A 24,302-nucleotide genomic window follows, 5' to 3' on the forward strand; every position below is an offset into this window, starting at 1 on the left:
TTTCCTTTTCGTTATTTGTTCACCGGCGCACCGTTGAGGGAAATGGCCGGCTTAGGCTGCTGCTTCACGCCCGGCGGCGGCGCGCTCGGCGCCTGACGAGCCTGCGACAGCAACTGCCCGCACGGCAGCGGTTTGTTATTGCTAGGCGCAAGCAGCGGAATCAGCGCGGCAAACGGATTGATCAATCCGAGCCCGATCACGGCGCCGCCTCGCAGCGCCAGCGCGGCGGCATTCACCCCCACGTGCGGGTCCTTGAAGGTCCCCTTCACATACAGCGGCGAGCGCAGCGAAAACACCCGGAAGCCCTTGGTATGCGGATGCACGCCAAGATCCATCGATTCGTCGCGCAGATTCACATTGCCGTCGATATTGATCACCGCGTCGTCCGTGTCGAGCGCGAAGACGCGCGAATCCAGCACGCCGTTCGTCGCGACAAAATCCGCCGCCGCGCAATTGATCTTCACGTCGCGATTGCCAAACAGCTTTTCATAGACCACGTTCGCCACGTTCAGTCCCGCAGCTTCCATCAGCAGGCGGCTCACCGTCCCGTCCGTGATCAAGGCCTTCAGCTCGCCGTTCGAGGTCGCCGCTAACGCCGCCGGCGAATTGCCGGTCGCGGTCAGCGCGGCGTCGCCGTTGATTTCGCCGAGCGCGTTCTGCATCGACTTGAAGTCCGGGAACAACTGCTTGAGCTTCAGATGCCGCGCCGACGTCGCGAAGCGGCCCTTCAGCGGCGTCGTGCTGCCGTCCAGATGAATATCCGACGACAGCGAGCCACCCGCCACGCCGAACTTCAGCGGCTCGAGCGACAGCACGCCGTCGGTCATCACGACGTGCGTGTACAGGTCCGTGATCGGCAGGTTGGTGTCCTTGACGATGCGGCGCCCCGTGAACTTCACGTCGGCGTCGATTGCCTTCCAGCGGTCGGTGCGGAACTCTTCCACTGGCAACGCTTTATTGGCCGGCTGCGCCGTCGCGTCGCCGCGCTTCGCCTTGCTGGCTTTCGAGTCCGCGCCGATGACCGGCGCCAGATCGGCGAACTGCAGCAGATGCGACACCAGTTCGCCCTGCAACAGCGGACGCGGCTCACGGGCCGTGTAGGTCAGCGAGCCATTCAGATCGCTGCCGCCCACCCGGCCCGTAAAATTTTCATACTTGAATACGCTGCCGCCGGACTTGAACTGACCAATGAGGCGCCCCTCGGTCGCATACGGCGGCGTGTCGGGCAAGGTCACGCCCGTCAGCGAATACAGCCGCGCCAGGCTGTTGCCTTGCAGCCAGAGGCGCAAATCGACTGCGGCAAGATGCGCCGGATCGATGAGCGTGCCCACGAGCCCGACGCGCAGATCGCCAGCTTTCACATCGGCCTGCACCGGGAACGGCCGGTTCGCGTCCTGCAACGCCAGCACGCCGCCTACCTTGCCGCTGCCGGACACCGGCGTCTTGTTGTAGATACCTTTGACGGTCCAACCGATCGCGTAAGGAGGGATCCCGGGTTTCGTACCGTTCGCCGTGCCTGCCTCGCTGGCGCTCGACGCCGAGGCCACCGCTGCTCCGCTTGCGCCCTCGCTTGCACCGTTCGCTCCACTGGCAAGCAGCGCACCCGACGCGCCATTCGCCGCTGTCGCGCCCGAAGCGGTGATCTCCGTCGACGAAGAGCCGGAAGCCGCGGCTGCGGTTTCCGATGCGGCCTGCGCGTTAGCCTGTGCGGCAAGCTTGCTCGCGCCGGCCTTGCCGACCGCCTCCGCCGACGCGCTGCGCGACGCCGCCTCCTGCTCCTTCATCGCCTCGCCGATCGGAATCGGCTGGCCGAGCGTGTCGATGGCCACCTGCATCTCAAGCTTCTTCTGCTGATCGGACAGCGCGATATTGCCCTTCGCAAATGCGATGTCGTGCAAATCGAGCCTCCATTCGGAAGGTCCACCGGACGATGCCAGCTTGAAAGTCCAGTTATCACGGCCATCGAGCAGCCGTTCAAGGTCGACCGAGGGATTCACGAGATTGATCGCGGGAATCACAATGTCGTGCGCGAGCAGCGGCAGCACCTTGACCTCGAAGTCGATTTCATCGAGCGCCGCGAAGTGCGGCTGTTGGGTCCAGTCGGGATTGCCTACCGTGATATTGGCCGCCGAAAAACGCGGCCAGGGCACCCAGCCGCGCCAGCCGGTCTCGCCGACCGGGTGCTGCCACCCTACTTTCAGATCGCCGTTGATCGCGAACGGCCGGCCGATCGCCTGCGTGACCTTGTCGTTGATGTAAGGCCGGGCCCGGTTCCAGTCAAAGGTCAAAATGAAAATTGTCAGCGCGACAATCAGAATGACGATGATCGCCACCAGCCATGCGATGATTTTTCCTAGCCGCCTTCCAATCGTGCTCGACACCGCCATTGAGAAACTCCGCCTTTGTTCTTCGTTGTGCATGGGGCAGCACGCAGCGTGCCCGGTAGTATTGTCCAATAGGAGGCGTTTTATCATGCCGCACAGTTTGGGCACAGGGTTCTCTTCCATGGAAACGTAAGGGAATGTCATGGCGGCCCCCGAATCCACGCAAAAATCCACCGCGAACCCACTCATGACCGATGTTCCCTTCGTCCTCGCCGACGGCATCGCCCGGCGCGATGCATTGCGCGGGCAGACATTGCTGCAACCGACCACCTTCGCCCTCGGCGCCAGCGACCGCGTCGCTGTCACCGGGCCGTCGGGTTCGGGCAAGAGCGTGTTTCTGCGCGCTCTCGCCCTGCTCGATCCGCTCGATGCGGGACGCATCATGTGGCACGGCGCGCCGGTCGAACGCGCCGCCATTCCGCGTTACCGCCGCAACGTCGCGTATATCCGCCAGCGGCCCGCGCTGCTCGACGGCAGCGTCGAAGACAATCTGCGCTACCCGTTCGAATTGCACGCCTACCGCGACGTGCGCTTCGATCGCGCGCGCGCGGCAAGTCTCGCCGCGCAGGCCGGCCGCGGCAGCGACTTTCTCGACAAGCGTGCGAGCGAGTTGTCCGGCGGAGAAGCGCAGATCACCGCGCTGATTCGCGTATTGCAACTCGCACCCGAAGTGCTGCTGCTGGATGAACCCACTGCGTCGCTCGATCCGGAATCGTCGCGCGCGATCGAGGCGCTGGTGCACGCGTGGTTCGCGGACGACCCTGGGCGGCATGCGTCGATGTGGGTATCGCACGATCCGGCGCAAGCGGCGCGCATGAGCGCCCGGCACCTCACGATGCGCGCCGGTGTGCTCGACGAATCCGTGGCGGCGCCCGCGCCTCAGGAGATCGACCCATGACACTGCAGAACCTGAGTCTCTGGGACGTCGCGATCGCCGCGTTGCTGATCGTGGTGAACGGCGTGGTGTCGGTGGCGCTCAAGCTGGACCTCGAACGCAAGCTCGCGTGGGCAGCGGTACGCACCGTCGTGCAGTTGCTGGCGATCGGCTATGTGCTCGGCTGGGTGTTCCGATACGCCCACTGGTTCGTGGTGCTGCCCTTGATGGTCGTGATGACGCTGATCGCCGGCTTCGCGGGCGCGCAGCGCGGCAGCCGCACCTATGCCGGCCAGCGTGCGGATAGCGTGCTGTCGATCTGGGTCAGTTCGTGGCTGGTGGCCGCGGTTGGGCTCTTCGTCGTGATCCGCATTCACCCGTGGTACGAGCCGCAGTACGCGATTCCGATTCTCGGCATGATCCTCGGCAATACGCTGACAGGCGTGTCGCTCGGCATCGAACGGATGACCGAGGAATTGACCGCGCGGCGTGACCGTGTGGACATGGCGCTCGCGCTCGGCGCGACCCGTTGGGAAGCGGCGCAGGCGCCGGCGCGCCAGGCGGTGCGCGCGGGCATGATGCCCATGCTCAATCAGATGGCCGTGGTCGGCGTGGTGAGTTTGCCCGGCATGATGACCGGGCAGGTGCTGGCCGGTCAGTCGCCGTTGCAGGCGGTGCGCTATCAGATCGTGATCATGTTCCTGATCGCGGCGGCGTCCGCCTTGGGGACGGTGGGCGCGGTGCTGCTCACGTATCGGCGGCTCTTCTCGGCGGAGCACCGGTTTCTGTCGGCGCGGCTGGTGGAGCGGGCGGCGGCGCAGCGTTGAGAGGGCACGCGGATGCGCAGCGCGACTTGCGTCGCCTGTTCGCGGTCTATCTCATCGGCCACACGCCACAGGTGCGATAGCGTGGGACGAGCAATGCGCGAAGCTGGCTGGCCGCTGCCGGCAAATAGCCGCCCTGCCGCTGCGGCGCCATGCGGCGGCCATCTGGCTGACTTCGCGCGCGCAACCCTCAACGTTTCGCTGTGACCGCCACTTCGGTGCCGTCATTGAGCGTCAGCGTTTTCGTGCTGCCGTTGGTCGGCATCGTAAAACGCAGAATCTGGCTGACGCTCACGTCGTTCGGACACTTGAGCGTTTTGCCGCCGCTCGTCACCGTCTTCACGCCGTGCGGCGTCTGCGCCTGAAAGCTCAGTTGCACGGACGCGGTGCCGTCAGCAGCGACGACCGGCGCAAAGCGGATCTGTGTCTGACGAATCATTGCGCCGTTGGTATCGGTCGGCAGCGACGCATAATTCGGGCAGGCATCCGCTGCGGGCACGGGGCCGCCCGGCGGCACGGTTTTCCACGTGAAGTCGTCCGATTCGCCGGAGCGGATCGTGCGCGTTTCCTGTGAATTGCCGAACTGTTTCGACGTGACGCGGACCGTGTAGCGGATCGGACCGTCGAGGGCGGACTGCGACGTCACCGTGATCGGCGTGGCTGCGTGCGCCGCCGTGACGAGCATGCCGGGCGCGAGCGCGCAGGCGAGAGAAGCGACAACTGAAACGGCGGAAAGTTTGAAGCTGGAGCTCATACTGTCACCTCGTTGTTGTGCCGCTGCGTACTCGCTTAAGCGTTACTGCCAATGCGCCGTCTGAGCGAAGTCTGGTCGATGCCTGACTGATGCCTGATTAATACCGGGTTGAGGCCTGCCCAGACGAGCCGCGAGACACGCAACTGTTTTGGCATGATGCCCCACCAGTCTACCGCCAAGCAGCGCTCTGCGCGCCTCATACGAATCGGGTGTTACCCCGCTTGCAAGGAGGCGTTTTCTGCGTGTGCGATATAACAGACCCGCCAGACCCTGTGCACACCCTGCACGGTTTAGAACCCCGTCAGGACCAGCTTGCCAATCGCGCGGCCGTCTTCGAGCAGTCGATGCGCCCGGCGCAAATTTTCGGCGTTGATCTTGCCGAGATCCTGGCCGACCGTCGTGCGCAACGTGCCCGCATCGACGAGACGCGCCACCTCGGTTAGCAGCTTATGCTGCTCGATCATGTCCGGCGTTTCGAACATCGAGCGCGTGAACATGAACTCCCAATGGAACGCGGCGCTTTTCGCCTTCAATAGTTCGACCGGCAGCGGCTGACTGTTTTCGACGATTGTGCAAATGCCGCCTTGCGGCTTGATCACTTCGGCGGCCGCCGGGAAATTCCGGTCGGTATCGTTGAAGATCAGCACGTAGTCGACCTGGTCGATGCCGAGCTTTTTCAACTGCGCGGGCATATCGCCGAAGTGATCGACGATATGATCCGCGCCCAGCGCCGTCGCCCACTTCGCCGATTCGGGACGCGAGGCGGTCGCAATCACAGTCAGTTTCGCTAGTTGTTTGGCCAGCTGGATGCCGATCGAGCCGACCCCGCCCGCCCCGCCGACGATCAGCACCGTGCGGCCTTCGTCCGCGCCTTGCGGCGACACGCCGAGGCGGTCGAAGAGCGCCTCCCAGGCCGTGATCGCGGTCAACGGCAATGCGGCTGCGTGCGTGAAATCGAGCGACGCCGGCTTGCGCCCGACAATGCGTTCGTCGACCAGATGGAACTCGCTATTCGCGCCCGGCCGCGTGATGCTGCCCGCATAGAAAACCGGGTCGCCGACCCTGAACAGCGTAACGTCCGGGCCGACCGCCACCACGGTGCCGGCGGCGTCCCAGCCGAGCACACGCGGCGCTTTCTCGACGGTGTCTTTCGGGGCACGCACCTTGGTGTCGACCGGGTTGACGGAGATGGCTTCGACCTTCACCAGCAGGTCGCGGCCGGTGGCTTCGGGTTGGGGAATGTCGACGTCGACCAGGGACTCGGCTTGATCGATCGGCAAATAGCGATGGAGGCCTACAGCTTTCATCACAGCTCCTGTTCTTTCAGATGAGGTTGAGAGACTGGCGATCGATGCGGACGGCGCCTCGCGCCATGCGGGCCAATCGATCGTATTGGTGTCATCCTAAGGCGGATCTTATTCTCATAAAACCATCATAATGACTGAAACATCTTTTTGAATTTCAGAAGAATGGACCATCCTGCCGATCCCGAAACAGCCGCTGCAAAGCCCGCTGACAAGCCCTCGTCCGGCGAGCGGGAGCGACTCGATCTGCTCGACGTCGCCCTGTTCGTGCGGGCCGCCCTGCTCGCCAATGTGTCGGCAGCCGGTCGCGAATTCGGCCTGTCGGCGGCGGTGGCGAGCTCGCGCATCGCACAGCTGGAAAAGCGCCTCGGCGCGCGCCTGCTGCATCGGACCACCCGGCGCATCAGTCTTACGCAGGACGGCGAAGTGTTCATGACACACGCCGAGGCGCTGCTCGACGCGGCCGATGCCGCACGCGCCTCGGTGGGCCGCGCGCAGGCCGAGCCGCAGGGGCGCTTGCGGGTATCCATGCCGTCGTCGTTCGGGCGGCAGCACATATCGCCGGTGATCAGCGAATTTCTGCGCCGCTATCCCGGCGTGAGCGTCGATCTGCGACTGACGGATCAGGTGATCGACCTGGTCGATGCGGGTATCGACGTGGCGATCCGCGTCGGCGTGCTCAAGGATTCGTCGCTGGTGGCGCGGCGCCTGGCTGTGAACCGCCGCGTGCTGTGCGCCGCGCCCGCTTACCTCGCCGCGCGTGGAACGCCGCATCATCCTGCGGACCTCGCGCAGCACGAATGCATAATCCTGTCAGACCAGCGCGACTGGGCCTTCGTCACGCCCGCCGGTTCGCTCGAGGTACGCGTGAGCGGACGCCTCGTCGTCGACAACGGTGAAGTGATTCGCGACGCCTTGCTGGCCGGTTTCGGCATCGCGCTCAAATCGACCTGGGACGTAGCGCCGTATCTGCGCAGCGGCGAACTGGTAAGCGTGCTCGATACCTATCCGCTCGCGGAGAAGGTGGCGATCTGGGCGGTCTATCCCAGCCGTGCGTTCGTGCCGCCGAGAGCGCTCGCGTTTATCGAGTTCCTTGCTGCACATTTCGGCGATCCGCCTTATTGGGACGCTGAGCCGGAATCAGCCGGAATCAGCCGGAATCAGCCGGAATCAGCCGGAATCAGCCGGAATCAGCCGGACTGAAGGCCGCAGATCCTGAAGCGACCGCCGTGTCCGGGCCGGTCCTCACGCCCAGCGCGCCGTCAGTGCGTGCCGCGGCGGCCGCCACCCGGTGCCTCGCCATCGGAATTGACGTTCGTGTGCGCTTCATCCAGACGTTTTTTCATTGCCGCGGTAATGCGCTGCCGCGTCTTCGCGTAGCCCGCCCACGGGTCGCGCTTAAGATCCTGGAGACGCTCGTGCACATTTTCGATGGTCCATTGATCGCCGCTCGTCGTGGTGGCGACTTCGTCCCACGAGAGGGGTACCGAAACGCCCAGGCCCGGCCTGGCGCGTGCCGAAAATGCGGCCACCGTGCTCGAGCCACGGTTGTTGCGCAGGTAATCGACGAAGATCTTCCGCTTGCGATTCTGCGCGCCCATCTTCGCGCTAAAGTACCTGGGCAGCGTTGCCGCCATATGCTGCGCGACCGCTTGCGAAAACGCTTTCACTTCGTCCCAGCCGGCGTGCTTCGCGAGCGGCACCACCACGTGGAACCCTTTACCTCCGCTCGTCTTGCAGAACGAGGTCAGGCCAAGTTCCTCGAGCAGCGAGCGCGTCAGTTGCGCAGCCTCGATCATCCGCTCCCAGGCGAGCGACGCATCGGGGTCGAGATCGAACACCATGCGATCGGGTTTTTCTATGTTCGACACCACGGCATTCCATGTATGAAATTCGACGGTGCCCATTTGCGCGGCGCCGACCACAGCCTTCAGCGTATCGACGGTGATCAGCGGCGGATGCCCCGGGTCCAGTCCGGGATGTTGCGTGACGTTGGGAATCGACAGCTTCTGACTGTGCCTCTGGAAAAACAGCTCGCCGCCGATGTCCTCGGGCGCGCGCACCAGCGACACCGGCCGGTCCCGCAGATATGGCAGCATCCAGTCGGCGACCGCTTCGTAGTACCGCACGAGATTGATTTTGCGCGTGCCGGTGCGCTTGTCGATGATGCGGTCGGGATGGGATACGCGGACGCCGGCGACTTCGGCCGGCGTCGCGGCAGTTTTCGATTTCGTCGCGCTTTTTTTAGCGGGCTCGGCTGCGAGAGCCTCGACGGCCTTTCTCGTCGTGCGCTTTTTCGGCACGTCGTCGGAAGCGGTATCGGTTTGCTGTTGCACGTCGGCTCCTTTGCGGGCTGCTTCCCTGATGATCTGCCGCGCCGGTTTGTCGTTGCGCAGACTCACGAACGACGCCTGTCGCACGATGCCATCGCTCGTCCATTCGGCGAAATTGCATTCGCAGACGAGTACCGGTTCGACCCAATGCACCGCCGTGCGGCTGCGCTCGCGCGGCGCGCTGGCGAACGGCATGTGCTCGATCTCGTGCGCGCCGAGTTCCTTCTTGACTGAGCGCAGCGACGCGGCGTCGAAACCCGTGCCGACCCGTCCGGCGTATTGCAGTTTGCCGGTGTCGTCGTAGACGCCAAGCAACAGCGCACCGAACGCCGCGCGGCTGCCGGACGGCTCCGAATAGCCGCCGATCACGAACTCCTGGCGCCGCCGGCACTTCAATTTGATCCACGCGGACGAGCGTCCCGATGCGTAACCGCTATCACGCCGTTTGCCGATGATCCCTTCGAGCGCCATATCGCACGCGCTCTTCAATAGTTCGCCTGCACTGAACGCGAAGTCGCTGGAGAAGCGCAAAACGCTGTCGTCGTGCCCATCCTCGTCGTTCCCGTCAATCAGCGCACGCAAGATCGTGCGGCGTTGTTCGAGCGGCACGCCGCGCAAGTCATAGCCGTTAAGAAACGGAATGTCGAACAGATAGATGACAATGTCCTGCGGGCGGTTCGAGTCGAACGCGTTTTGCAGCGCCTGAAAACCTGGCACGCCGTTTTCATCGAGCACCACGGCTTCGCCGTCAAGCCACGCGCTTTCGACGTCGAGTTGTTCAAGCGCCTTCACCTGCTTGCCGAACTTCGCGGTCCAATCGTTGCCCGAGCGCGTGAACACCTTGACCGCGCGGCCCTTTGCCTTTCGATCGATGCGGACCAGCACGCGATAGCCGTCGAACTTGATTTCGTACACCCATTCATCGCCAGGTGGCGCGGCGTCGACGAGCGTCGCCAGTTGCGGCTTGAAGGTAGCGGGCAACGCGGCTTTGAGCGCGCCTTTGATCGAGGGGGATGCGGCAAACGCCTGCGTGGTGCTCGCCACCCTCTTTGCGCTTGCGCTCCCGTGTGTAGACCCGCTCGCGGTCTTTCCCGTCGCGCGCCTCGTAGACCCTGCGCCCCTGCCGGTCGGCACACTGCCATCCAGCACACTGCCTGGGCGCTCCTTCAGGACGTCGTATTCGCTCTCCTTGCGGGCTTCGTCGTCACGCTCCTTGATCAGCAGCCACTGCTCCTTGTCGCCGCTGCCACGCATACGACTGCGTACCAGCGTCCAGCCGCCGTGCAGCTTTTCGCCGAAGAGCCGGAATTTGAGCTTGCCCGCTTGATACGATCTGGCCGCCTCCGCCGCGCCGCCGACCGGCTCCCACGTGCCACGGTCCCACACGATCACCGTTCCCGCGCCGTAGTTGCCAGGCGGGATCTCGCCTTCGAACGAGCCATATTCGACAGGATGATCTTCCACATGCACCGCAAGCCGTTTCACCGACGGGTCGAGGCTCGGCCCCTTGGGCACCGCCCACGACAGTAACGTGCCGTTCAGTTCGAGCCGGAAGTCGTAATGCAAGCGCCGCGCGTCGTGCTCCTGGATCACATACGACAGCGCTCCATTCGATGCGCGCGCCGCGTCACGCGCCGCCGTCCCGCGGCCGGCTTGCTTACGCGCAGCCGCCCCCGACGGCTCCGGTGTTTCGTCGAAGCGGCGCTTGCGGTTGTAGGGATCGAGCCTGTCGTTCATCGAGGTGACCTCGTCGTGGGTCGAGCGAGCGCGGCGCTATCGATCAAATGAGCACTCAGGCGGCCGCACGCCGTTTGCGTGCAGCCGGCGCCGCCTTGGCACTGGCGCCTCCGCTCCTGCCCCCGCTGCGGCGCGTACCCACCGAGCGCGCCGAGCGCGGCTTCTTATGGGCTGGCGCAGTTGGCTCGGTATTGGTATCGGTGGCCTCGTCGTCATCACCCACTGCATGCTTGCGCGCACCGGCCGCCGGCCTGGCTTTGCCGCGGCCAAGGCTGCGCTTGAGCAGGTCGGAGAGATCAAGAATGTCGGCGGATCGACGCGATTCGTGCGGCGTCTCGACTTCGGTAATTTCCTCGGTCTTACCCGAGCGAATCTTTCGGTCGACCAGCGCCATGATGTCGTCGTGGAATGTGTCGTGATACTGCGATGGATCCCACTTGTCGCTCATGTCGCTGATCAGCTTTTTCGCCATGTCGAGTTCGCGCGCGGTAACGCCGGCTGCCTTCATACTTTCGGGCGGCAGCTTGAATTCGTCGAAGTCGCGAACCTCGCCGGCCCAGCGCAGGGTGTTCAACGCGAGCATCTGCCCAACCGGAATCAGCGCCGCGAGATGCTGCTTGTTGTGCAGCACGACGCTCGCCACGCCGATCTTGCCCGATGCCTTCATTGCTTCGCGCAGCAGCGCGTACACCTTTTCGCCCTTGCGATCGGGCGTCAGAAAGTACGGCGTGTCGAGATAGAGGAACGAAATGTCCGGTGCGTCGACGAATGCGAGGATATCGACCGTCTGCGTCGACTCGGGATTGGCCGCGCGAATCTCCTCGTCCGAAAGTACGACGTACTTGTCCTTTTCGTACTCGAAGCCGCGCACGATGTTCTCGCGCGCCACGTCCTTGCCGGTGCGCTTGTTGATCTGCTTGTAGCCGATCGGATCGATCGTGCGCTTGTCCAGCAGATTGAAGCCGACTTTCTGCGACTGAGTCGCCGGATACAACTGCACCGGTACGTGGACAAGGCCGAAGCTGATTGCGCCCTTCCAAATCATGTGTGCCATCGCGCGCTCTCCAGAGCCCCAGACCTTCATTCGATGAAGCAGCAAGCGTGCCACGGTTTTGGCGCTATGACTGGCGCGGCGCCGTGCTGGCTGCCACCGGCATCGGCTGTAAGTCTTGCGTCATGTCGGCAAAAGATACGGAGGCCGAGCGTTGCGCAAGCATGCGGTCTGTGCGGCATGCGTCGCGGCCTTGCCTGGCCGCCGGCGTCAGTCCGCGCTCGCCGGCTCGAGTTCGACCGGCACCGCTGCGAAGCCGCGAAACCGCACGCGTCCGCCGCGCGTCGGTTCGCCGTCGAGCCGATATGCCGGAAAGCGCCGCACGAAGCGTCCGATGGCGATGCGCGCCTCGAGTCGCGCAAGCGACAACCCCACACACTGGTGAATGCCGAAGCCGAACGCCAGATGCCGGTTCGGATCGCGGCGCATGTCGAAGCGGTCCGGATCTGCGAACTGTTCGGGATCGCGATTGGCCGCGCCGATGCACAACGTGACGGGCGTACCGCGTGCCACCGCGACACCGCCGACTTCCGTGTCGACAGTTGCCATCCGGTTGCCTAGCTGATTCGAGCTCTCGAATCGCAAACACTCTTCGATCGCCGATTCGATCAGCGACGGCTCGCGCAGTAATGCGGCGCGCTGCTCCGGCCAGTCGGCGAGCGTAACGAGACCGTTGCCGATCAGATTCGTGGTGGTCTCATGACCGGCGTTCAGAATGAAGATGCAGTTTTGCAGAAGCTCGGCTTCCGACAATTGCTCGCCGCCCTGTTCTCCCTGCTCGCCCTGGATCAGGCGCGTCAATACGTCATGCTGAGGATCGCCGGGTTCACGCCGGCGCTGCGCCACCAGAGCGCGCAAATAGTCGACAAATTCGCTGACCGCGCGGTTTCCCCGTTCGAGCTGCGCCTCGTTCAGCGAGGGTTCGAGCGCGCCAAGTATCGCCAGCGACCAGCCGCGCAACGGCGCGCGCTCAGCGTGCGGCACAGCCAGCAGATTGCCGATGATTTCGACCGGGATCGCCGACGCGAACTCGCCAATCAGATCGATCCGGCCACGCGCCGCGGCAGCATCGAGCAAGCCATCGACGAGGCGGATCAGCCCCGGCTCCATGGCCGCGATCGCGCGCGCCGTCAGCGCGCCGGCGATCAGTTTGCGAACCCGCGTGTGACGCGGCGGATCGTTGAAGACGAGACTGGTGGTGTGATGCGCGTAGAGCGGCGAGTCGCCGTACTTCGGCTTGAATTCGACGGCCTTGTCGGAACTGAACGTTTTCGGGTCGCGGTAGACCGCCTGCACGTCGCGAAAACGCGTCAGAAACAGCGAACCGTCCGGCATGCGTTTGACCGGCTCGTGGGCGCGCAGCGCATGGTAGACCGGGTACGGATCGGCATAGAACGCAGGGCTCAGATGGCGCAGATCGAAGTCGCGCGCAAGGGTGAGCGCGTCGCTGGCGGTCGCGGGGGGCATGACTTGTCTCCGTGGTGGCGCGCCTCGTCGCTGGTGCCAATGGGTGCCGCGTGCGGTGTGGCACACGCCGCCTCACAGGCGCGGCGGGATCGACAGGCTCGATGGGCTGCGGGGCGTCGTTCGAAGCGCCAGTATGACGCGGGCACCTGATGATTGCACTGCGGATTGCCTGACGAAGCACGCGGCGGGTTGCTGGCGGAACGCCTGGCCAGCTGTCGTCCGCTGCTCCTTCGTCTGCTAGCGGCTTGCCGGCTATCCGGTTGCAGGCTGCCCGACCGGCTGCGTGCCGCCGAACCGTTACAATGGCGGAGTTTTCCGCGCGCGCCGCGCGGCCGCCCTTTTCTGCGTCAATGCGTCGTCCATGAACCTCGTCATCCAAAGCACCGCGCCCCTTTCCGCCGACCATCACAAAACGCTCGTTGCGCTCGCCCGTGGTTCGCACGCCGCCGTCGTCGACGCGAACGCGATTCGCATCGCCGAGGCGAACATTGCGCAACGCGCCGACCTCGAGGTCTATTGCGGCACGCATCAACTGGACTACGCGTTTGTCGAAGCCGGCCGCCAGCTGCGTGACTTTGGGCTCGTCGCGATGGACATGGATTCGACGCTGATCACGATCGAATGCATTGATGAAATCGCCGACTTCTGCGGCTTGAAAGCCGAAGTCGCCGCGATCACCGAAGCGTCGATGCGCGGCGAAATCAAGGACTTCAACGAGAGTCTGACGCGCCGCGTGGCGCTGCTCAAGGGACTCGACGCCGGCGCGCTCGAACGCGTTTATGAAGAGCGGCTGCAACTCTCGCCGGGCGCCGAACAGATGCTGGCCGGCGCGAAAGCGGCAGGGTTGAAAACGCTGCTGGTGTCCGGCGGATTCACGTTCTTCACCGAAAAACTGAAGGCCCGGCTCGGCCTCGATTTCACGCTCGCGAACACGCTCGAAATCGTTGATGGCAAGTTGACCGGCAATGTAATCGGCGAGATCGTCAGCGCCGACGTCAAAGCACGCACACTTCGCGAGACGTGCGCCCAACTGGGCATCGCGCCGACCCGCGCGATTGCGATGGGTGATGGTTCGAACGATCTGAAAATGATGGCCGCTGCGGGACTTTCCGTAGCATTCCGCGCGAAGCCAGTGGTGCGCGAAGCAGCCAGCGTGGCGTTCAACCACGTTGGGCTGGATGGGTTGCTGCGGTTGTTCTGAAGTCTTAAATTTGCGCTGGCCTGCGCAACGGTGGCCAGCGCTGGCACGAGGGTTACTTGTTCAGAAACGCTATCAGGAACACGCCCAACATGCAGATCCCAACGGTGCCTACCACGACGTTCGTCCACTTCACAACACGAGCGAAATTTTCGTCAGATTCCAGAAACGCAAATAGTTTGTGCATGAGTTCCTCCCGTAAGCTGACCAGTATAATTGCTGCGCTATCTAAAAAAACTAAATCAAGCACACGTGTAGGATTGCAAACAGAACTGCAGCGACGGACGTTGTAAAAATCGAAGCGCCGATTGCTACGGGCGACAATGAACCGGAAACGAACGGTGTCTGCCTATTGCAGGCGATTGGAGCCGCCCGGTCATGATGTGCATTGACCGAGGCCGACATCACGATATTGGAACAGGAAAACGCCAGCATGCAAAATCCAACAATGGCGAACGCCAAGGTCGGCGCCGCGCCACTTCCGCGCTCCAGCGCGGTCACCGCTTCATAAACCGCGGCCGCACATAGCCCGATCGCACACCAGAACAGTTGGCCGTCTTTCACCGATACGGCGATCAACGTCTTCGCGACGCGCCAGCCGTGCGTGGGTGCGACGAGCGCTAGCGTAAAGATCGGGCCGACAATCGGCACGCCAAGATTCAGCAACATTCAGAAAAATAGATTCATCGAAGCTCACCATTGCGCAGTAACCGTTAGTCGGGATGTGCACCATCGTAGCGTCGAGATCCGGGGACGACCATTCGGCCGAATGGTTAGGCTTACTGGCTGTCTTGACAAGAAAAAAGCCCATCGGAAACGCGTCCCAATGGGCTTATCCAACCTTCAGCAATCTGCCTTCAGCAATCCGCAATCGGCGCTCAGGCGCTTAACCCAGCGCCACCAGACACTGTTCGATATCCGCGCGCAAATCGGCCTCCGCTTCCAGACCGATATAGAACCGCACCAGCGTACCGCGGTACGGCCATTGACCTTCCGTGCGCATCGAGGCGACGTCGTACGGCATTGCGAGACTGTGCGCGCCGCCCCAGCTCCAGCCGAGCGAAAACAGCTCGAGCGACTCGCAGAACGTGTCGATTTGCGCCGCGCTGTAACGTGCGTCGAACACCACTGAGAACAGTCCGCCCGCCCCCGTAAAGTCGCGTTTGAAAAACTCATGCCCCGGACAGTCGGGAAATGCCGGGTGCAAGACCGCGGCGATTTCCGGACGGGTCTTCAGCCAGGTGGCGAGGCCGAGCGCCGCGCGGTCATGCTGTTCGAAGCGCAGTTGCATGGTCGGCAGACTGCGCAGAATCAGCGAACAGTCATCCGACGACACGCCGATACCCATGCGCATGCGCGCCGCCTTCAGCTTCAGATGCAACTCGCGATCGACGGTGATCGTCGCGCCCATCAGCACGTCGCCGCCACCCGACTGGTACTTGGTCAACGCCTGCACCGAGATATCGACGCCGTGCTCGAACGGCCGGAAACCAAGCCCCGCGGACCAGGTATTGTCGATTGCCGTGACGACGTTGCGCGCGCGCGCCACCGCGGTGATGGCGGGCACGTCGGGCACTTCCATCGTGACCGAACCTGGTGCCTCGATCCAGATCAGGCGCGTATTCGGCTGGATCAGATCCGCGATCCCCGCACCGATCATCGGATCGTAGTAGCGCGCGGCAATACCGAAATCGCGTGCCAGCCAGTCGCCGTGATCGCGGTTCGGCGAGTAGACATTATCGGGAATCAGCACGTCGTCGCCGGCCTTCACGAGGCCGAAGTACACGTTCGAAATCGACGATAACCCCGAAGGCTGCAACAACGCGTGATTGCCACCTTCGATGGTGGCAAGCCGCTGCGCCAGTGCGAGCGAAGTCGGCGTGGCGTGCAGGCCATAGCGCCATTGCGCGTCGTTTTTCCAGTCGAGCGCGCGCATCGTCGCGAGATCGGGGAATACGACCGTCGAAGCGCGCGTGACCGGCATCGAGAACGACTCGAAGCCTGGTGTGAGCTGATCTTCGGCACGCACGATGCGGGTTTGCAGGCCGCGTTTGAGTTTGGATTGGGTCATGGTGTATGTAGGCTTCATTCGCCGATTTGCAGATTGCTAACTCCACCGACGGCGTGACCGCTGCTCGTCGCCGAGGCGGGCGCTGCAGCGCTGCCGGCGGACGGCTGCGGCGCGGCGGCCGCCTTACCGGCCGCCGCACTGGCACCCGCTGACGCAGCCGGCACGGCCTGCCCCGCTGCCAGTGGTTTCAGATCGAACGGCTGCGGGTCCGAATCATCGACGTTCATCCGGTCGCCCGCCACCGAACCGTCGGCGGCAAACTTGCCCACCCAGTTGCCGGTGATATGCGTGCCGTCGTTCGATTCCTCGACTTCGAGCGTATCGCCGTCGCGGTCGCCCGCGATCAGGATCACCTCGCCGGTATCGGTGTACTGATACTCGCCGTGCACGCCGGCGGAATCGTCGGCGGGGTCGCCGGTTTTCGCGCCGAGCCGCAGCACGATCTGACGCGCGCCCAGCATGCCGGCGTAGCGCGGAAACTTCGCGAATTCGGGGCTCGGCTTGAGCGGCAACTGAATCGGCGGAGGCGCCGCCAGTTGCTTCACTGCGTCGCTTTCCGCCCACCCCTGCGTGGGCAGCAGAGCCCCGGCGCCGGCACACAGCAATGCGGCCGCGCCCACTACGCCCCGAAGGAAGTCCCTCCGGGGAACTGCCCAACCGCGCTGACGCATCGCACCCTTCATCGCTTTCGATTCCTGCATCCGTTCTTTCCTTATTGCCCGATACTGCTCGATACTGGTTTGCTACCTGCTTGCTGCCTAGCTTCGTGCAGCGGGGAAAGCCGGCGTGCTGCGCTGCGTCGCGTTGCCCCGCCTCGGCCTCAGATCCGCTCGAAGATCGCCGCGATGCCCTGCCCGCCGCCGATACACATCGTCACGAGCGCATAGCGGCCGCCGACCCGCTGCAATTCATACAGCGCCTTGACGGTGATCAGTGCGCCGGTCGCGCCGATCGGGTGGCCGAGCGAAATGCCCGAGCCGTTCGGATTGACCTTGGCCGGATCGAAGCCGAGTTCCTTGCTGACCGCGCACGCCTGAGCGGCAAACGCCTCGTTCGCTTCGATCACATCCAGATCGGCGACCGTCAGGCCGGCGCGCTCGAGCGCCTTGCGCGTCGCCGGCACCGGGCCGATGCCCATGTAGGCCGGATCGACGCCAGCATGCGCGTACGAAACCAGCCGTGCCAGCGGCTTGATGCCGCGCTTTTCAGCGACGCTGCGCTCCATCAGCACGACCGCCGCGGCGGCATCGTTGATGCCCGACGCGTTACCGGCTGTCACCGTGCCGTTTTCCTTCGCGAACACCGGCTTCAACTTGGAGAAGTCTTCCGCCGTTGCGTTCATGCGCGCGTGCTCATCCGTATCGAACACGACGTCGCCCTTCTTCGACGGAATCGTGATCGGCAGGATCTGGTCCTTGAAGTAGCCATTCGCAATCGCGTTGGCCGCGCGCCGATGCGATTCGAGCGCGAGCGCATCCTGCGTTTCGCGCGAGATCTCGTATTTGCGCGCGACGTTCTCCGCCGTCACGCCCATATGGATCTGCTGGAACGGGTCGTTCAGCGCGCCGACCAGCATGTCGACAAGGCGCGCATCGCCCATGCGCTGACCGAAGCGCGCAGCCGGCATGGAATACGGCGCGCGGCTCATGTTTTCCGCGCCGCCGCCGATCGCGATGTCGGCGTCGCCGAGCAGCACGCTTTGCGCGGCCGAGACGATGGCCTGCAGGCCCGAGCCGCACAGGCGGTTGACCGTCAACGCGGGCGCATGTTGCGCGACACCGCCGTTGATCGCCGCCACGCGGGCCAGATACATGTCTTTCGGTTCGGTATGCACGACGTTGCCGAACACCACGTGTCCGACCTCGTCGCCCGACACGTTCGCGCGCGCCAGCGCTTCACGCACGACACGTGCGCCAAGATCCGTCGGCGGAAAATCCTTCAGACTGCCGCCAAAAGCACCGATTGCCGTCCGCACACCGCTTACCACCACTACGTCCCGTTGCATCGCTCGCTCCTCTCTTTCGTGTCTCAAGATGAATCTGCCTTGCCGGGCTGCGGGGCGCGCCTCGCTGCGCGTTGTGATCAGCCGCCCAGACTATGTTCGACCGTCGCCCGCGAAGGGATCGGCGCAACCGCGCCGTAACCTTGCGTGGACAGGGCCGCAGCCACGTTCGCATAACGCGCCGCTTAGTTCGGCTGATCTTTAGCCGACTGGTTGAACTCGATCATTGCCTCGCCGAGCGCGAGGATTTCCGGGCGCCGGGCTGCCGGGGGCCGGCCTTCCGGGGGGCGGCCTTCCGGGCGCCGGGCTGCCGGGGGGCGGCGGTCCGCGGGCCGGGCTGCCGAAGGCCGGCCGTCTGGCGCGTCAGCCATGCTCACCGTCATCGCTTAGACCTCGCCCCACAGGTCGTGGCCGTCGGCGCCGGTGATCTTCACCGAGACGAAATCGCCGACCTTGTAACGCTTGGACGCCTTGGTGGCCGGTGCGATATACACGACGCCGTCGATCTCGGGCGCATCCGCCGCCGTGCGGCCGATGCCGCCGTCGGCATTGATCTCGTCGACCAGCACTTTCAGCGTCTTGCCGACCTTCTTCGCGATCCGTTTGGCCGACACTTCTTCGGCCACTTCCATGAAACGCGCGCGGCGTTCTTCGCGCACTTCGTCGGGCAATGCGCCGTCGAGTTCGTTGGCGCTCGCGCCTTCGACTGGCGAGTAAGCAAAGCAGCCGACCCGATCCAGTTCCGCCTCGCGGATGAAATCGAGCAGCGTCTGGAATTGCTCTTCAGTCTCGCCCGGGAAGCCGGCGATGAACGTGCTGCGGATCGTCAGATCGGGACATATTTCGCGCCACGCCTTCACGCGCTCCATCACTTTCTCGGCGTTGGCCGGACGCTTCATGCGCTTCAGCACTTCTGGATGCGCGTGCTGGAACGGCACATCCAGATACGGCAGCACGTGGCCCTTGAACGGACCTTCGGCCATCATCGGAATGACTTCATCGACGCTCGGATACGGATACACGTAATGCAAGCGCACCCATGCGCCGTATTGCGCCGCGAGTTCGCCGAGCGCGCCGACCAGATCGGTCATGCGCGTCTTGATCGGCTTGCCGTTCCAGAAACCGGTGCGGTATTTGACGTCGACGCCATAGGCGCTCGTGTCCTGCGAAATCACCAGCAGTTCTTTCACGCCGGACTTGAACAGGTTCTCCGCTTCGAGCATCACTTCGGCGACCGGGCGCGACACGAGGTCGCCGCGCATCGACGGGATGATGCAGAACGTGCAGCGGTGGTTGCAGCCTTCGGAAATTTTCAGGTACGCATAGTGGCGCGGCGTGAGCTTCACGCCGGCAGCCGGCACCAGATCGATGAACGGATCGTGCGGCTTCGGCAGATGATTGTGGACCGCCTGCATCACTTCGCCGAGCGCATGCGGGCCAGTCACGGCCAGCACCTTCGGATGCACTTCTTCGATCAGGTTCGAGCCGCTCGCACTCTGCTTGGCACCCAGGCAGCCCGTGACGATCACCTTGCCGTTTTCGCTGAGCGCTTCACCGATCGCGTCGAGGCTTTCCTGCACCGCTTCGTCGATGAAGCCGCAAGTGTTGACGACGACGAGGTCCGCGCCGTCGTACGTGCCGGAGATCTCGTATCCCTCGGCGCGCAGCTGCGTAATGATCTGTTCGGAATCGACTAGCGCTTTAGGGCAGCCGAGGCTGACGAATCCGACCTTCGGAGTCGAAGGGGTCGGCACGGCGGAGGAAATGGTCTGCGACATAGATGGGTCCGGCGTATAGCGGTGACGATGCGACAAATGGGGACGGTGCGGCAAGGCTCATGGGTCCGTTGGCCATAAATCATAAAGCCCACAGCCCGGACAGTGTCCCGCGCACGCAACCCTTTATTGTACCGCGCCGACGACCGTGCAGCCGGTCAAGTGGCGAGGCGTTGCCGGACCGGGCAGGCCGACGGCCGCGCATTGATATGCCGGTATCAAGTCGTTGAGTGCCGGGGCGCGCTGGATCACTTCAAGAATTTCGCGCGAATCATGCAGGCGCCGGATAGCTGCATGCAGCTCGGCGGCCTGCGGCCACGTCCGCTTCAGATAGCTGAGCCACATTTTGACGCGTCCGTGCTCATGGCGCCCCGCGACACGGGCTTGCAGTTTTTTCAGGTAGCCGGCGAGCTGCCCCAGCACGGCCGGCCATTCCTCGCCGGAAGGCGTCCGGTCCATCAGCCCGCGTATGCGCAAGGCCAGGAAAGGATCCGACACGGCGCCGCGCCCGATCATCACGTCAGCGCAGCCGCTGACCGCCCTGCACCGCTCCCAGTCGTCCACCGTCCAGACTTCTCCGTTGGCAATGACCGGCACGTCCACGGCGGCGTCGATCCGCGCGATCCACTCCCAGTGGGCCGGCGGCCGGTAGCCATGGTCACGCGTTCTGGCATGCACGACGATCGAGGCCGCGCCACCTTCCGCTAGCGCCGTGGCGCAGTCGATCGCGAGCGCGGTATCGGACACGCCGAGCCGCATTTTTGCTGTTACGGCGATGTCGGCGGCCACCGCGGCGCGAACGGACGAAACGATCCGGTTCAGCTGCTCAGGGTGAGCCAGCAGCATCGCGCCGCCACCGTGCCGGTTGACGACTTTGGCGGGACAACCGAAGTTCAGATCGAGTCCATGCGGCGACAAACTAGCCGCCTGGGCCGCATTCAGCGCCATCCATTCAGGGTCGCTGCCGAGCAACTGGATCACCATCGGCGTGCCGCTGGGTGTACGGCCTCCGTGAAGGACTTCGGGCGTATCCCTCTCGTAGACTCGCTCGGGAAGCACCGAGCCCGTCACCCTGACGAATTCGGACACGCACCCGTCGAATCCGCCCGTGCTGGTCAGCACGTCGCGCAATACGTAGTCCGCAAGCCCTTCCATGGGCGCAAGAAACAGCTGGCTCATGCGAGAACGACGCCTAAGCTGCTTTTGCGAATCTTACGGTCAACCAAGGCTGACAAATCCGGCCCTCGGAATCGAAGGCGTAGGCGAGATAGGAAAACGGGTCTGCGACATAGATGGGGCGGACATACAGCGGTGGCGACAGCGGCAAATGGGGACGGTGCGGCAAGGGCTAAGAGGTGACAGGATCATGAGATCCGCGCCCCGCGACAAGCGCACGCAACCCGCGATTGTACCGTGCCCGCGACCGTCCGCTTGCGCCCGGCGCGCGGGCCACCGGGGTCGCACCCGGCACCGCCCGGCGCGACGTGCACACCCGGCCGCCGCCACGGTCCGTGAGGCGGACTCGCCAAGACGCGCTCGTCGCGTCGGCGCCGTGCTGCGGGTTACTTCTTCTCCGGTTCCGGGTTGCTTTGCGGATTAGTAGCCGGCGTGACCGGCGCGCCGGCCGCATTCACCGGGCCACCCGGCGTGAACGGGAAGGTGGCGAACATCGATTTCGCCTGGTTCTGCATCTGCTCCTGCATCTGCACGAACATGTTCTTCGACTGCTCGATATAGCTGGTCATCATGCCCTGCATCATCGGCGCCTGCATGTTCATGAACTGCGACCAGACTTCGGGGTTCATCGCCTTGCCTTCGTACAGGTTCTTCGACTGGTCGGCGAGCTTCGCCTGAATGTCGATGAAGGCCTGGATGTTCTTTTCCAGATACGTGCCCATCATGCCCTGCATCGCATGGCCGTAGAAACGGATGATCTGCGACAGCATCGACGACGAAAACATCGGCAAGCCGCCGCTTTCCTCTTCGAGAATGATCTGCAACAGGATGGCGCGCGTCAGATCCTCGTTGCTCTTCGCATCGATGACCTTGAAATCCTCCTGATCCAGCACGAGCTGCTTAACGTCCGTCAGCGTGATGTACGTGCTTGTCTCGGTATCGTAGAGTCGACGATTCGGATACTTCTTGATCAATCGTTCGGCTGTTTTCTTTGTAGTAGTAGTCATGTAACGCCTTTGAGCGCAAGTTGAGCGCGGAAACGGCGTCATACCGACTGCGCAATCGGGCAATCGCACAGTCGAGACGCCGCCGGAACCATCTGAGCAGAAGCACGCCGCCTTGTGAGCGGCGCGCCGATGACTCAGCCCATATGCAAACCGCCATTCAGCGAAAAATCCGCGCCCGTGGAGAAACCCGATTCGTCCGAGGCGAGCCATGCCACGATCGAACCGATTTCACCCGGCTGGCCGAGACGGCGCACCGGAATCGTCGCGACGATCTTTTCCAGCACATCCGGGCGGATCGACTTGACCATATCCGTACCAATGTAGCCCGGCGACACGGTGTTCACCGTCACGCCTTTGGTGGCCACTTCCTGCGCCAGCGACATCGTGAAGCCGTGAATGCCGGCCTTCGCGGTCGAGTAGTTGGTCTGGCCGAACTGGCCCTTCTGGCCATTCACCGACGAAATGTTGATGACTCGCCCGAAGCCGCGCTCGACCATGCCGTCGATCACCTGCTTGGTGACGTTGAACAGGCTGGTCAGGTTAGTGTCGATCACCGCCGTCCAGTCTTCGTGTGTCATCTTGCGGAACACGACGTCGCGCGTAATCCCGGCGTTGTTCACCAGTACATCGATCTCGCCGACTTCGGCCTTGACCTTGTCGAACGCCGCCTTGGTCGATTCCCAGTCACCGACATTGCCTTCGGACGCAATGAAATCGTAGCCGAGCGCCTTCTGCTCTTCGAGCCACTTCACGCGGCGCGGCGAGTTCGGGCCACAACCTGCAACGACCTTGAAACCCTCTTTGTGCAGCCGTTGGCAAATGCTCGTGCCGATACCGCCCATCCCGCCCGTTACGTACGCAATTCGCTGTGTCATAAACTACACTCCGTTTTTCGTTTTCGAGGCGCCGACCGGCTGCCTCTTCCCTCGCCTGGTGGATCATCTCCACTGCCGCCGGGCGACCGGCCGACGAGGCCATTGCTCGCCGCGCACCACCTGTTGCCAGGTGACGCGCGGCAACCCTGCTTTAGCGCCTGCTAAAACCTACCGAGCCCACTTGAGCCTGCTCGAGGCTCGGATTTGAGGCTCGGATTTGAGGCTCGTCAAGCGCGCTCGAGCGCCAGCGCCACGCCCATGCCGCCGCCGATACACAACGACGCCAGACCCTTCTTCGCATCGCGCTTCTGCATTTCGTGCAGCAGCGTGACGAGAATCCGGCAACCGGACGCGCCGATCGGGTGGCCGATCGCAATCGCGCCGCCGTTCACGTTGATCTTCGACGCGTCCCAGCCCATCTGCTGATTCACGGCTACCGCCTGCGCAGCGAACGCTTCGTTGATTTCCATCAGGTCGAGATCGGCCGGCGTCCAGCCCGCGCGCTCGAGACAGCGGCGCGACGCAGGAACCGGGCCCATGCCCATCACCTTCGGATCCAGACCCGAGGTGGCATAAGCCTTGATGCGCGCGAGCGGCGTGAGGCCGAGCGCTTCGGCCTTCTTCGCCGACATCACCAGCACGGCCGCCGCGCCGTCGTTCAGGCCCGACGCGTTGGCCGCCGTGACCGTGCCTTCCTTCGAGAAAGCCGGCTTCAGACCCGCCAGCGATTCAGCCGTCACGCCGTGACGCACGAACTCGTCGGTTGCGAAACGCAGCGGCTCGCCCTTGCGTTGCGGAATCTCGACCGGCACGATTTCGTCGTTGAAGCGGCCCGACTTCTGCGCGGCTTCCGCCTTGTTCTGCGACAGCGCCGCGAACGCGTCCTGCTGCTCGCGCGTAATGCCGTATTCCTTGGCGACGTTCTCCGCCGTCACGCCCATGTGGTACTGGTTGTAGACGTCCCACAGGCCGTCGACGATCATCGAGTCGATCAGCTTCGCGTCGCCCATGCGGAAACCGTCGCGCGAGCCCGGCAGCACGTGCGGCGCCGCGCTCATGTTTTCCTGACCACCGGCAATCACGATGTCGGCATCGCCCGCGATGATCGCGTTGGCCGCCAGCATCACAGCCTTCAGGCCCGAGCCGCACACCACGTTGATCGTCATGCCGGGCACGGCCGTTGGCAGCCCCGCCTTGATCAGCGACTGACGCGCCGGGTTCTGGCCCGAACCTGCCGTCAGCACCTGCCCCAGGATAACTTCGCTGACCTGCTCAGGCTTCAGACCAGACCGTTCGAGCACGGCGCGAATCACCGTCGCGCCGAGTTCGGGCGCGGCGATCTTCGCCAGCGCCCCACCGAATTTGCCAACTGCCGTACGGGCGGCCGATACGATCACAACATCAGTCATTTCCATGTCCTCCGGGCACCTCGGCCGAATCCGCCGCAGCCCGTCAAGTTAAAAATCTTGT

The 24,302-nt window shown here is 63.8% G+C and carries 20 protein-coding genes and 1 pseudogene; 4 read left to right on the top strand and 17 right to left on the bottom strand.

Annotation, left to right across the window (positions count from 1 at the left end; translation table 11 throughout):
* Positions 1-11: 11 nt before the first annotated feature.
* Positions 12-2,387, bottom strand: coding sequence for an AsmA family protein (locus P3T22_RS04140; RefSeq protein ID WP_429324285.1), 2,376 nt, complete (start codon positions 2,385-2,387; stop codon positions 12-14).
* Positions 2,388-2,571: 184 nt separating this feature from the next.
* Here P3T22_RS04140 and P3T22_RS04145 point away from each other — a divergent pair, with 184 nt between their 5' ends.
* Together P3T22_RS04145 and P3T22_RS04150 are read left to right on the top strand one after the other, a co-directional pair.
* Positions 2,572-3,282, top strand: a complete 711-nt coding sequence (locus tag P3T22_RS04145) for an ABC transporter ATP-binding protein (protein ID WP_429324286.1) — start codon at positions 2,572-2,574, stop codon at positions 3,280-3,282.
* Entirely contained in the window at positions 3,279-4,085 is an 807-nt protein-coding gene (locus P3T22_RS04150; protein ID WP_429324287.1) for an ABC transporter permease, read from the top strand. Before P3T22_RS04145 ends, P3T22_RS04150 begins: the two co-directional genes overlap by 4 nt.
* A 187-nt stretch (positions 4,086-4,272) precedes the next feature.
* Here P3T22_RS04150 and P3T22_RS04155 read toward each other — a convergent pair whose 3' ends face one another.
* Both P3T22_RS04155 and P3T22_RS04160 read right to left on the bottom strand, forming a co-directional pair.
* Positions 4,273-4,836 (bottom strand): DUF6013 family protein, encoded by a 564-nt coding sequence (locus P3T22_RS04155; RefSeq protein ID WP_063496299.1) that lies wholly within the window; start codon positions 4,834-4,836, stop codon positions 4,273-4,275.
* A 290-nt stretch (positions 4,837-5,126) separates the two neighbouring features.
* On the bottom strand, positions 5,127-6,143 hold the full coding sequence (locus P3T22_RS04160) for a zinc-binding alcohol dehydrogenase family protein (RefSeq protein WP_429324288.1): 1,017 nt from the start codon (positions 6,141-6,143) through the stop codon (positions 5,127-5,129).
* Between the two features lie 162 nt (positions 6,144-6,305).
* On the opposite strand from P3T22_RS04160, the gene P3T22_RS04165 reads away from it, so the two are divergent.
* Positions 6,306-7,343 (top strand): LysR family transcriptional regulator, encoded by a 1,038-nt coding sequence (locus P3T22_RS04165; protein ID WP_429324289.1) that lies wholly within the window; start codon positions 6,306-6,308, stop codon positions 7,341-7,343.
* 59 nt (positions 7,344-7,402) lie between these two features.
* On the opposite strand, the gene ligD is transcribed toward P3T22_RS04165, so the two are convergent.
* The 3 genes from ligD to P3T22_RS04180 all read right to left on the bottom strand — a co-directional run bounded on the left by ligD (position 7,403) and on the right by P3T22_RS04180 (position 12,728).
* Entirely contained in the window at positions 7,403-10,210 is a 2,808-nt protein-coding gene (gene ligD, locus P3T22_RS04170) for a DNA ligase D (protein WP_429324290.1), read from the bottom strand.
* 55 nt (positions 10,211-10,265) lie between these two features.
* The gene (locus tag P3T22_RS04175; RefSeq protein ID WP_063496303.1) at positions 10,266-11,264 is read right to left on the bottom strand and encodes a Ku protein; all 999 of its coding nucleotides are present in this window, start codon (positions 11,262-11,264) and stop codon (positions 10,266-10,268) included.
* A gap of 207 nt (positions 11,265-11,471) precedes the next feature.
* Positions 11,472-12,728 (bottom strand): cytochrome P450, encoded by a 1,257-nt coding sequence (locus P3T22_RS04180; protein ID WP_429324291.1) that lies wholly within the window; start codon positions 12,726-12,728, stop codon positions 11,472-11,474.
* 361 nt (positions 12,729-13,089) lie between these two features.
* Here P3T22_RS04180 and serB point away from each other — a divergent pair, with 361 nt between their 5' ends.
* On the top strand, positions 13,090-13,929 hold the full coding sequence (gene serB, locus P3T22_RS04185; RefSeq protein ID WP_429324292.1) for a phosphoserine phosphatase SerB: 840 nt from the start codon (positions 13,090-13,092) through the stop codon (positions 13,927-13,929).
* 52 nt (positions 13,930-13,981) lie between these two features.
* Here serB and P3T22_RS04190 read toward each other — a convergent pair whose 3' ends face one another.
* From P3T22_RS04190 to P3T22_RS04240, 11 genes and pseudogenes are all read right to left on the bottom strand, one after another.
* The gene (locus tag P3T22_RS04190; protein WP_256390353.1) at positions 13,982-14,113 is read right to left on the bottom strand and encodes a hypothetical protein; all 132 of its coding nucleotides are present in this window, start codon (positions 14,111-14,113) and stop codon (positions 13,982-13,984) included.
* 50 nt (positions 14,114-14,163) lie between these two features.
* Positions 14,164-14,505: a hypothetical protein gene (locus P3T22_RS04195; RefSeq protein ID WP_429324293.1), complete on the bottom strand. Its 342-nt coding sequence runs from the start codon at positions 14,503-14,505 to the stop codon at positions 14,164-14,166.
* A 307-nt stretch (positions 14,506-14,812) separates the two neighbouring features.
* Positions 14,813-15,997 carry a cystathionine beta-lyase gene (locus tag P3T22_RS04200; RefSeq protein WP_429324294.1) on the bottom strand — a complete coding sequence of 395 codons (1,185 nt, stop codon included), beginning with the start codon at positions 15,995-15,997 and terminating at the stop codon, positions 14,813-14,815.
* A gap of 14 nt (positions 15,998-16,011) precedes the next feature.
* The gene (locus P3T22_RS04205; RefSeq protein WP_429324295.1) at positions 16,012-16,698 is read right to left on the bottom strand and encodes a hypothetical protein; all 687 of its coding nucleotides are present in this window, start codon (positions 16,696-16,698) and stop codon (positions 16,012-16,014) included.
* Between the two features lie 119 nt (positions 16,699-16,817).
* Positions 16,818-18,002, bottom strand: coding sequence for a beta-ketothiolase BktB (bktB, locus tag P3T22_RS04210; protein ID WP_429324296.1), 1,185 nt, complete (start codon positions 18,000-18,002; stop codon positions 16,818-16,820).
* 77 nt (positions 18,003-18,079) lie between these two features.
* Positions 18,080-18,184: pseudogene (locus P3T22_RS04215) on the bottom strand (sugar kinase); the annotation flags it as partial.
* A gap of 201 nt (positions 18,185-18,385) precedes the next feature.
* Complete coding sequence (gene rimO, locus P3T22_RS04220; protein ID WP_063496310.1) at positions 18,386-19,777, bottom strand: 30S ribosomal protein S12 methylthiotransferase RimO; 1,392 nt, start codon at positions 19,775-19,777, stop codon at positions 18,386-18,388.
* 123 nt (positions 19,778-19,900) lie between these two features.
* Positions 19,901-20,953, bottom strand: a complete 1,053-nt coding sequence (locus tag P3T22_RS04225) for a tRNA dihydrouridine synthase (RefSeq protein WP_082855056.1) — start codon at positions 20,951-20,953, stop codon at positions 19,901-19,903.
* Between the two features lie 383 nt (positions 20,954-21,336).
* The gene (gene phaR, locus P3T22_RS04230; protein WP_063496311.1) at positions 21,337-21,957 is read right to left on the bottom strand and encodes a polyhydroxyalkanoate synthesis repressor PhaR; all 621 of its coding nucleotides are present in this window, start codon (positions 21,955-21,957) and stop codon (positions 21,337-21,339) included.
* Between the two features lie 134 nt (positions 21,958-22,091).
* Positions 22,092-22,832 (bottom strand): 3-ketoacyl-ACP reductase, encoded by a 741-nt coding sequence (locus tag P3T22_RS04235; protein ID WP_063496312.1) that lies wholly within the window; start codon positions 22,830-22,832, stop codon positions 22,092-22,094.
* Positions 22,833-23,059: 227 nt separating this feature from the next.
* Positions 23,060-24,241, bottom strand: coding sequence for an acetyl-CoA C-acetyltransferase (locus P3T22_RS04240; RefSeq protein ID WP_429324297.1), 1,182 nt, complete (start codon positions 24,239-24,241; stop codon positions 23,060-23,062).
* Positions 24,242-24,302: the final 61 nt, after the last annotated feature.

It is taken from the genome of Paraburkholderia sp. GAS348, from assembly GCF_050434205.1.
Classification (GTDB): Bacteria; Pseudomonadota; Gammaproteobacteria; order Burkholderiales; family Burkholderiaceae; genus Paraburkholderia.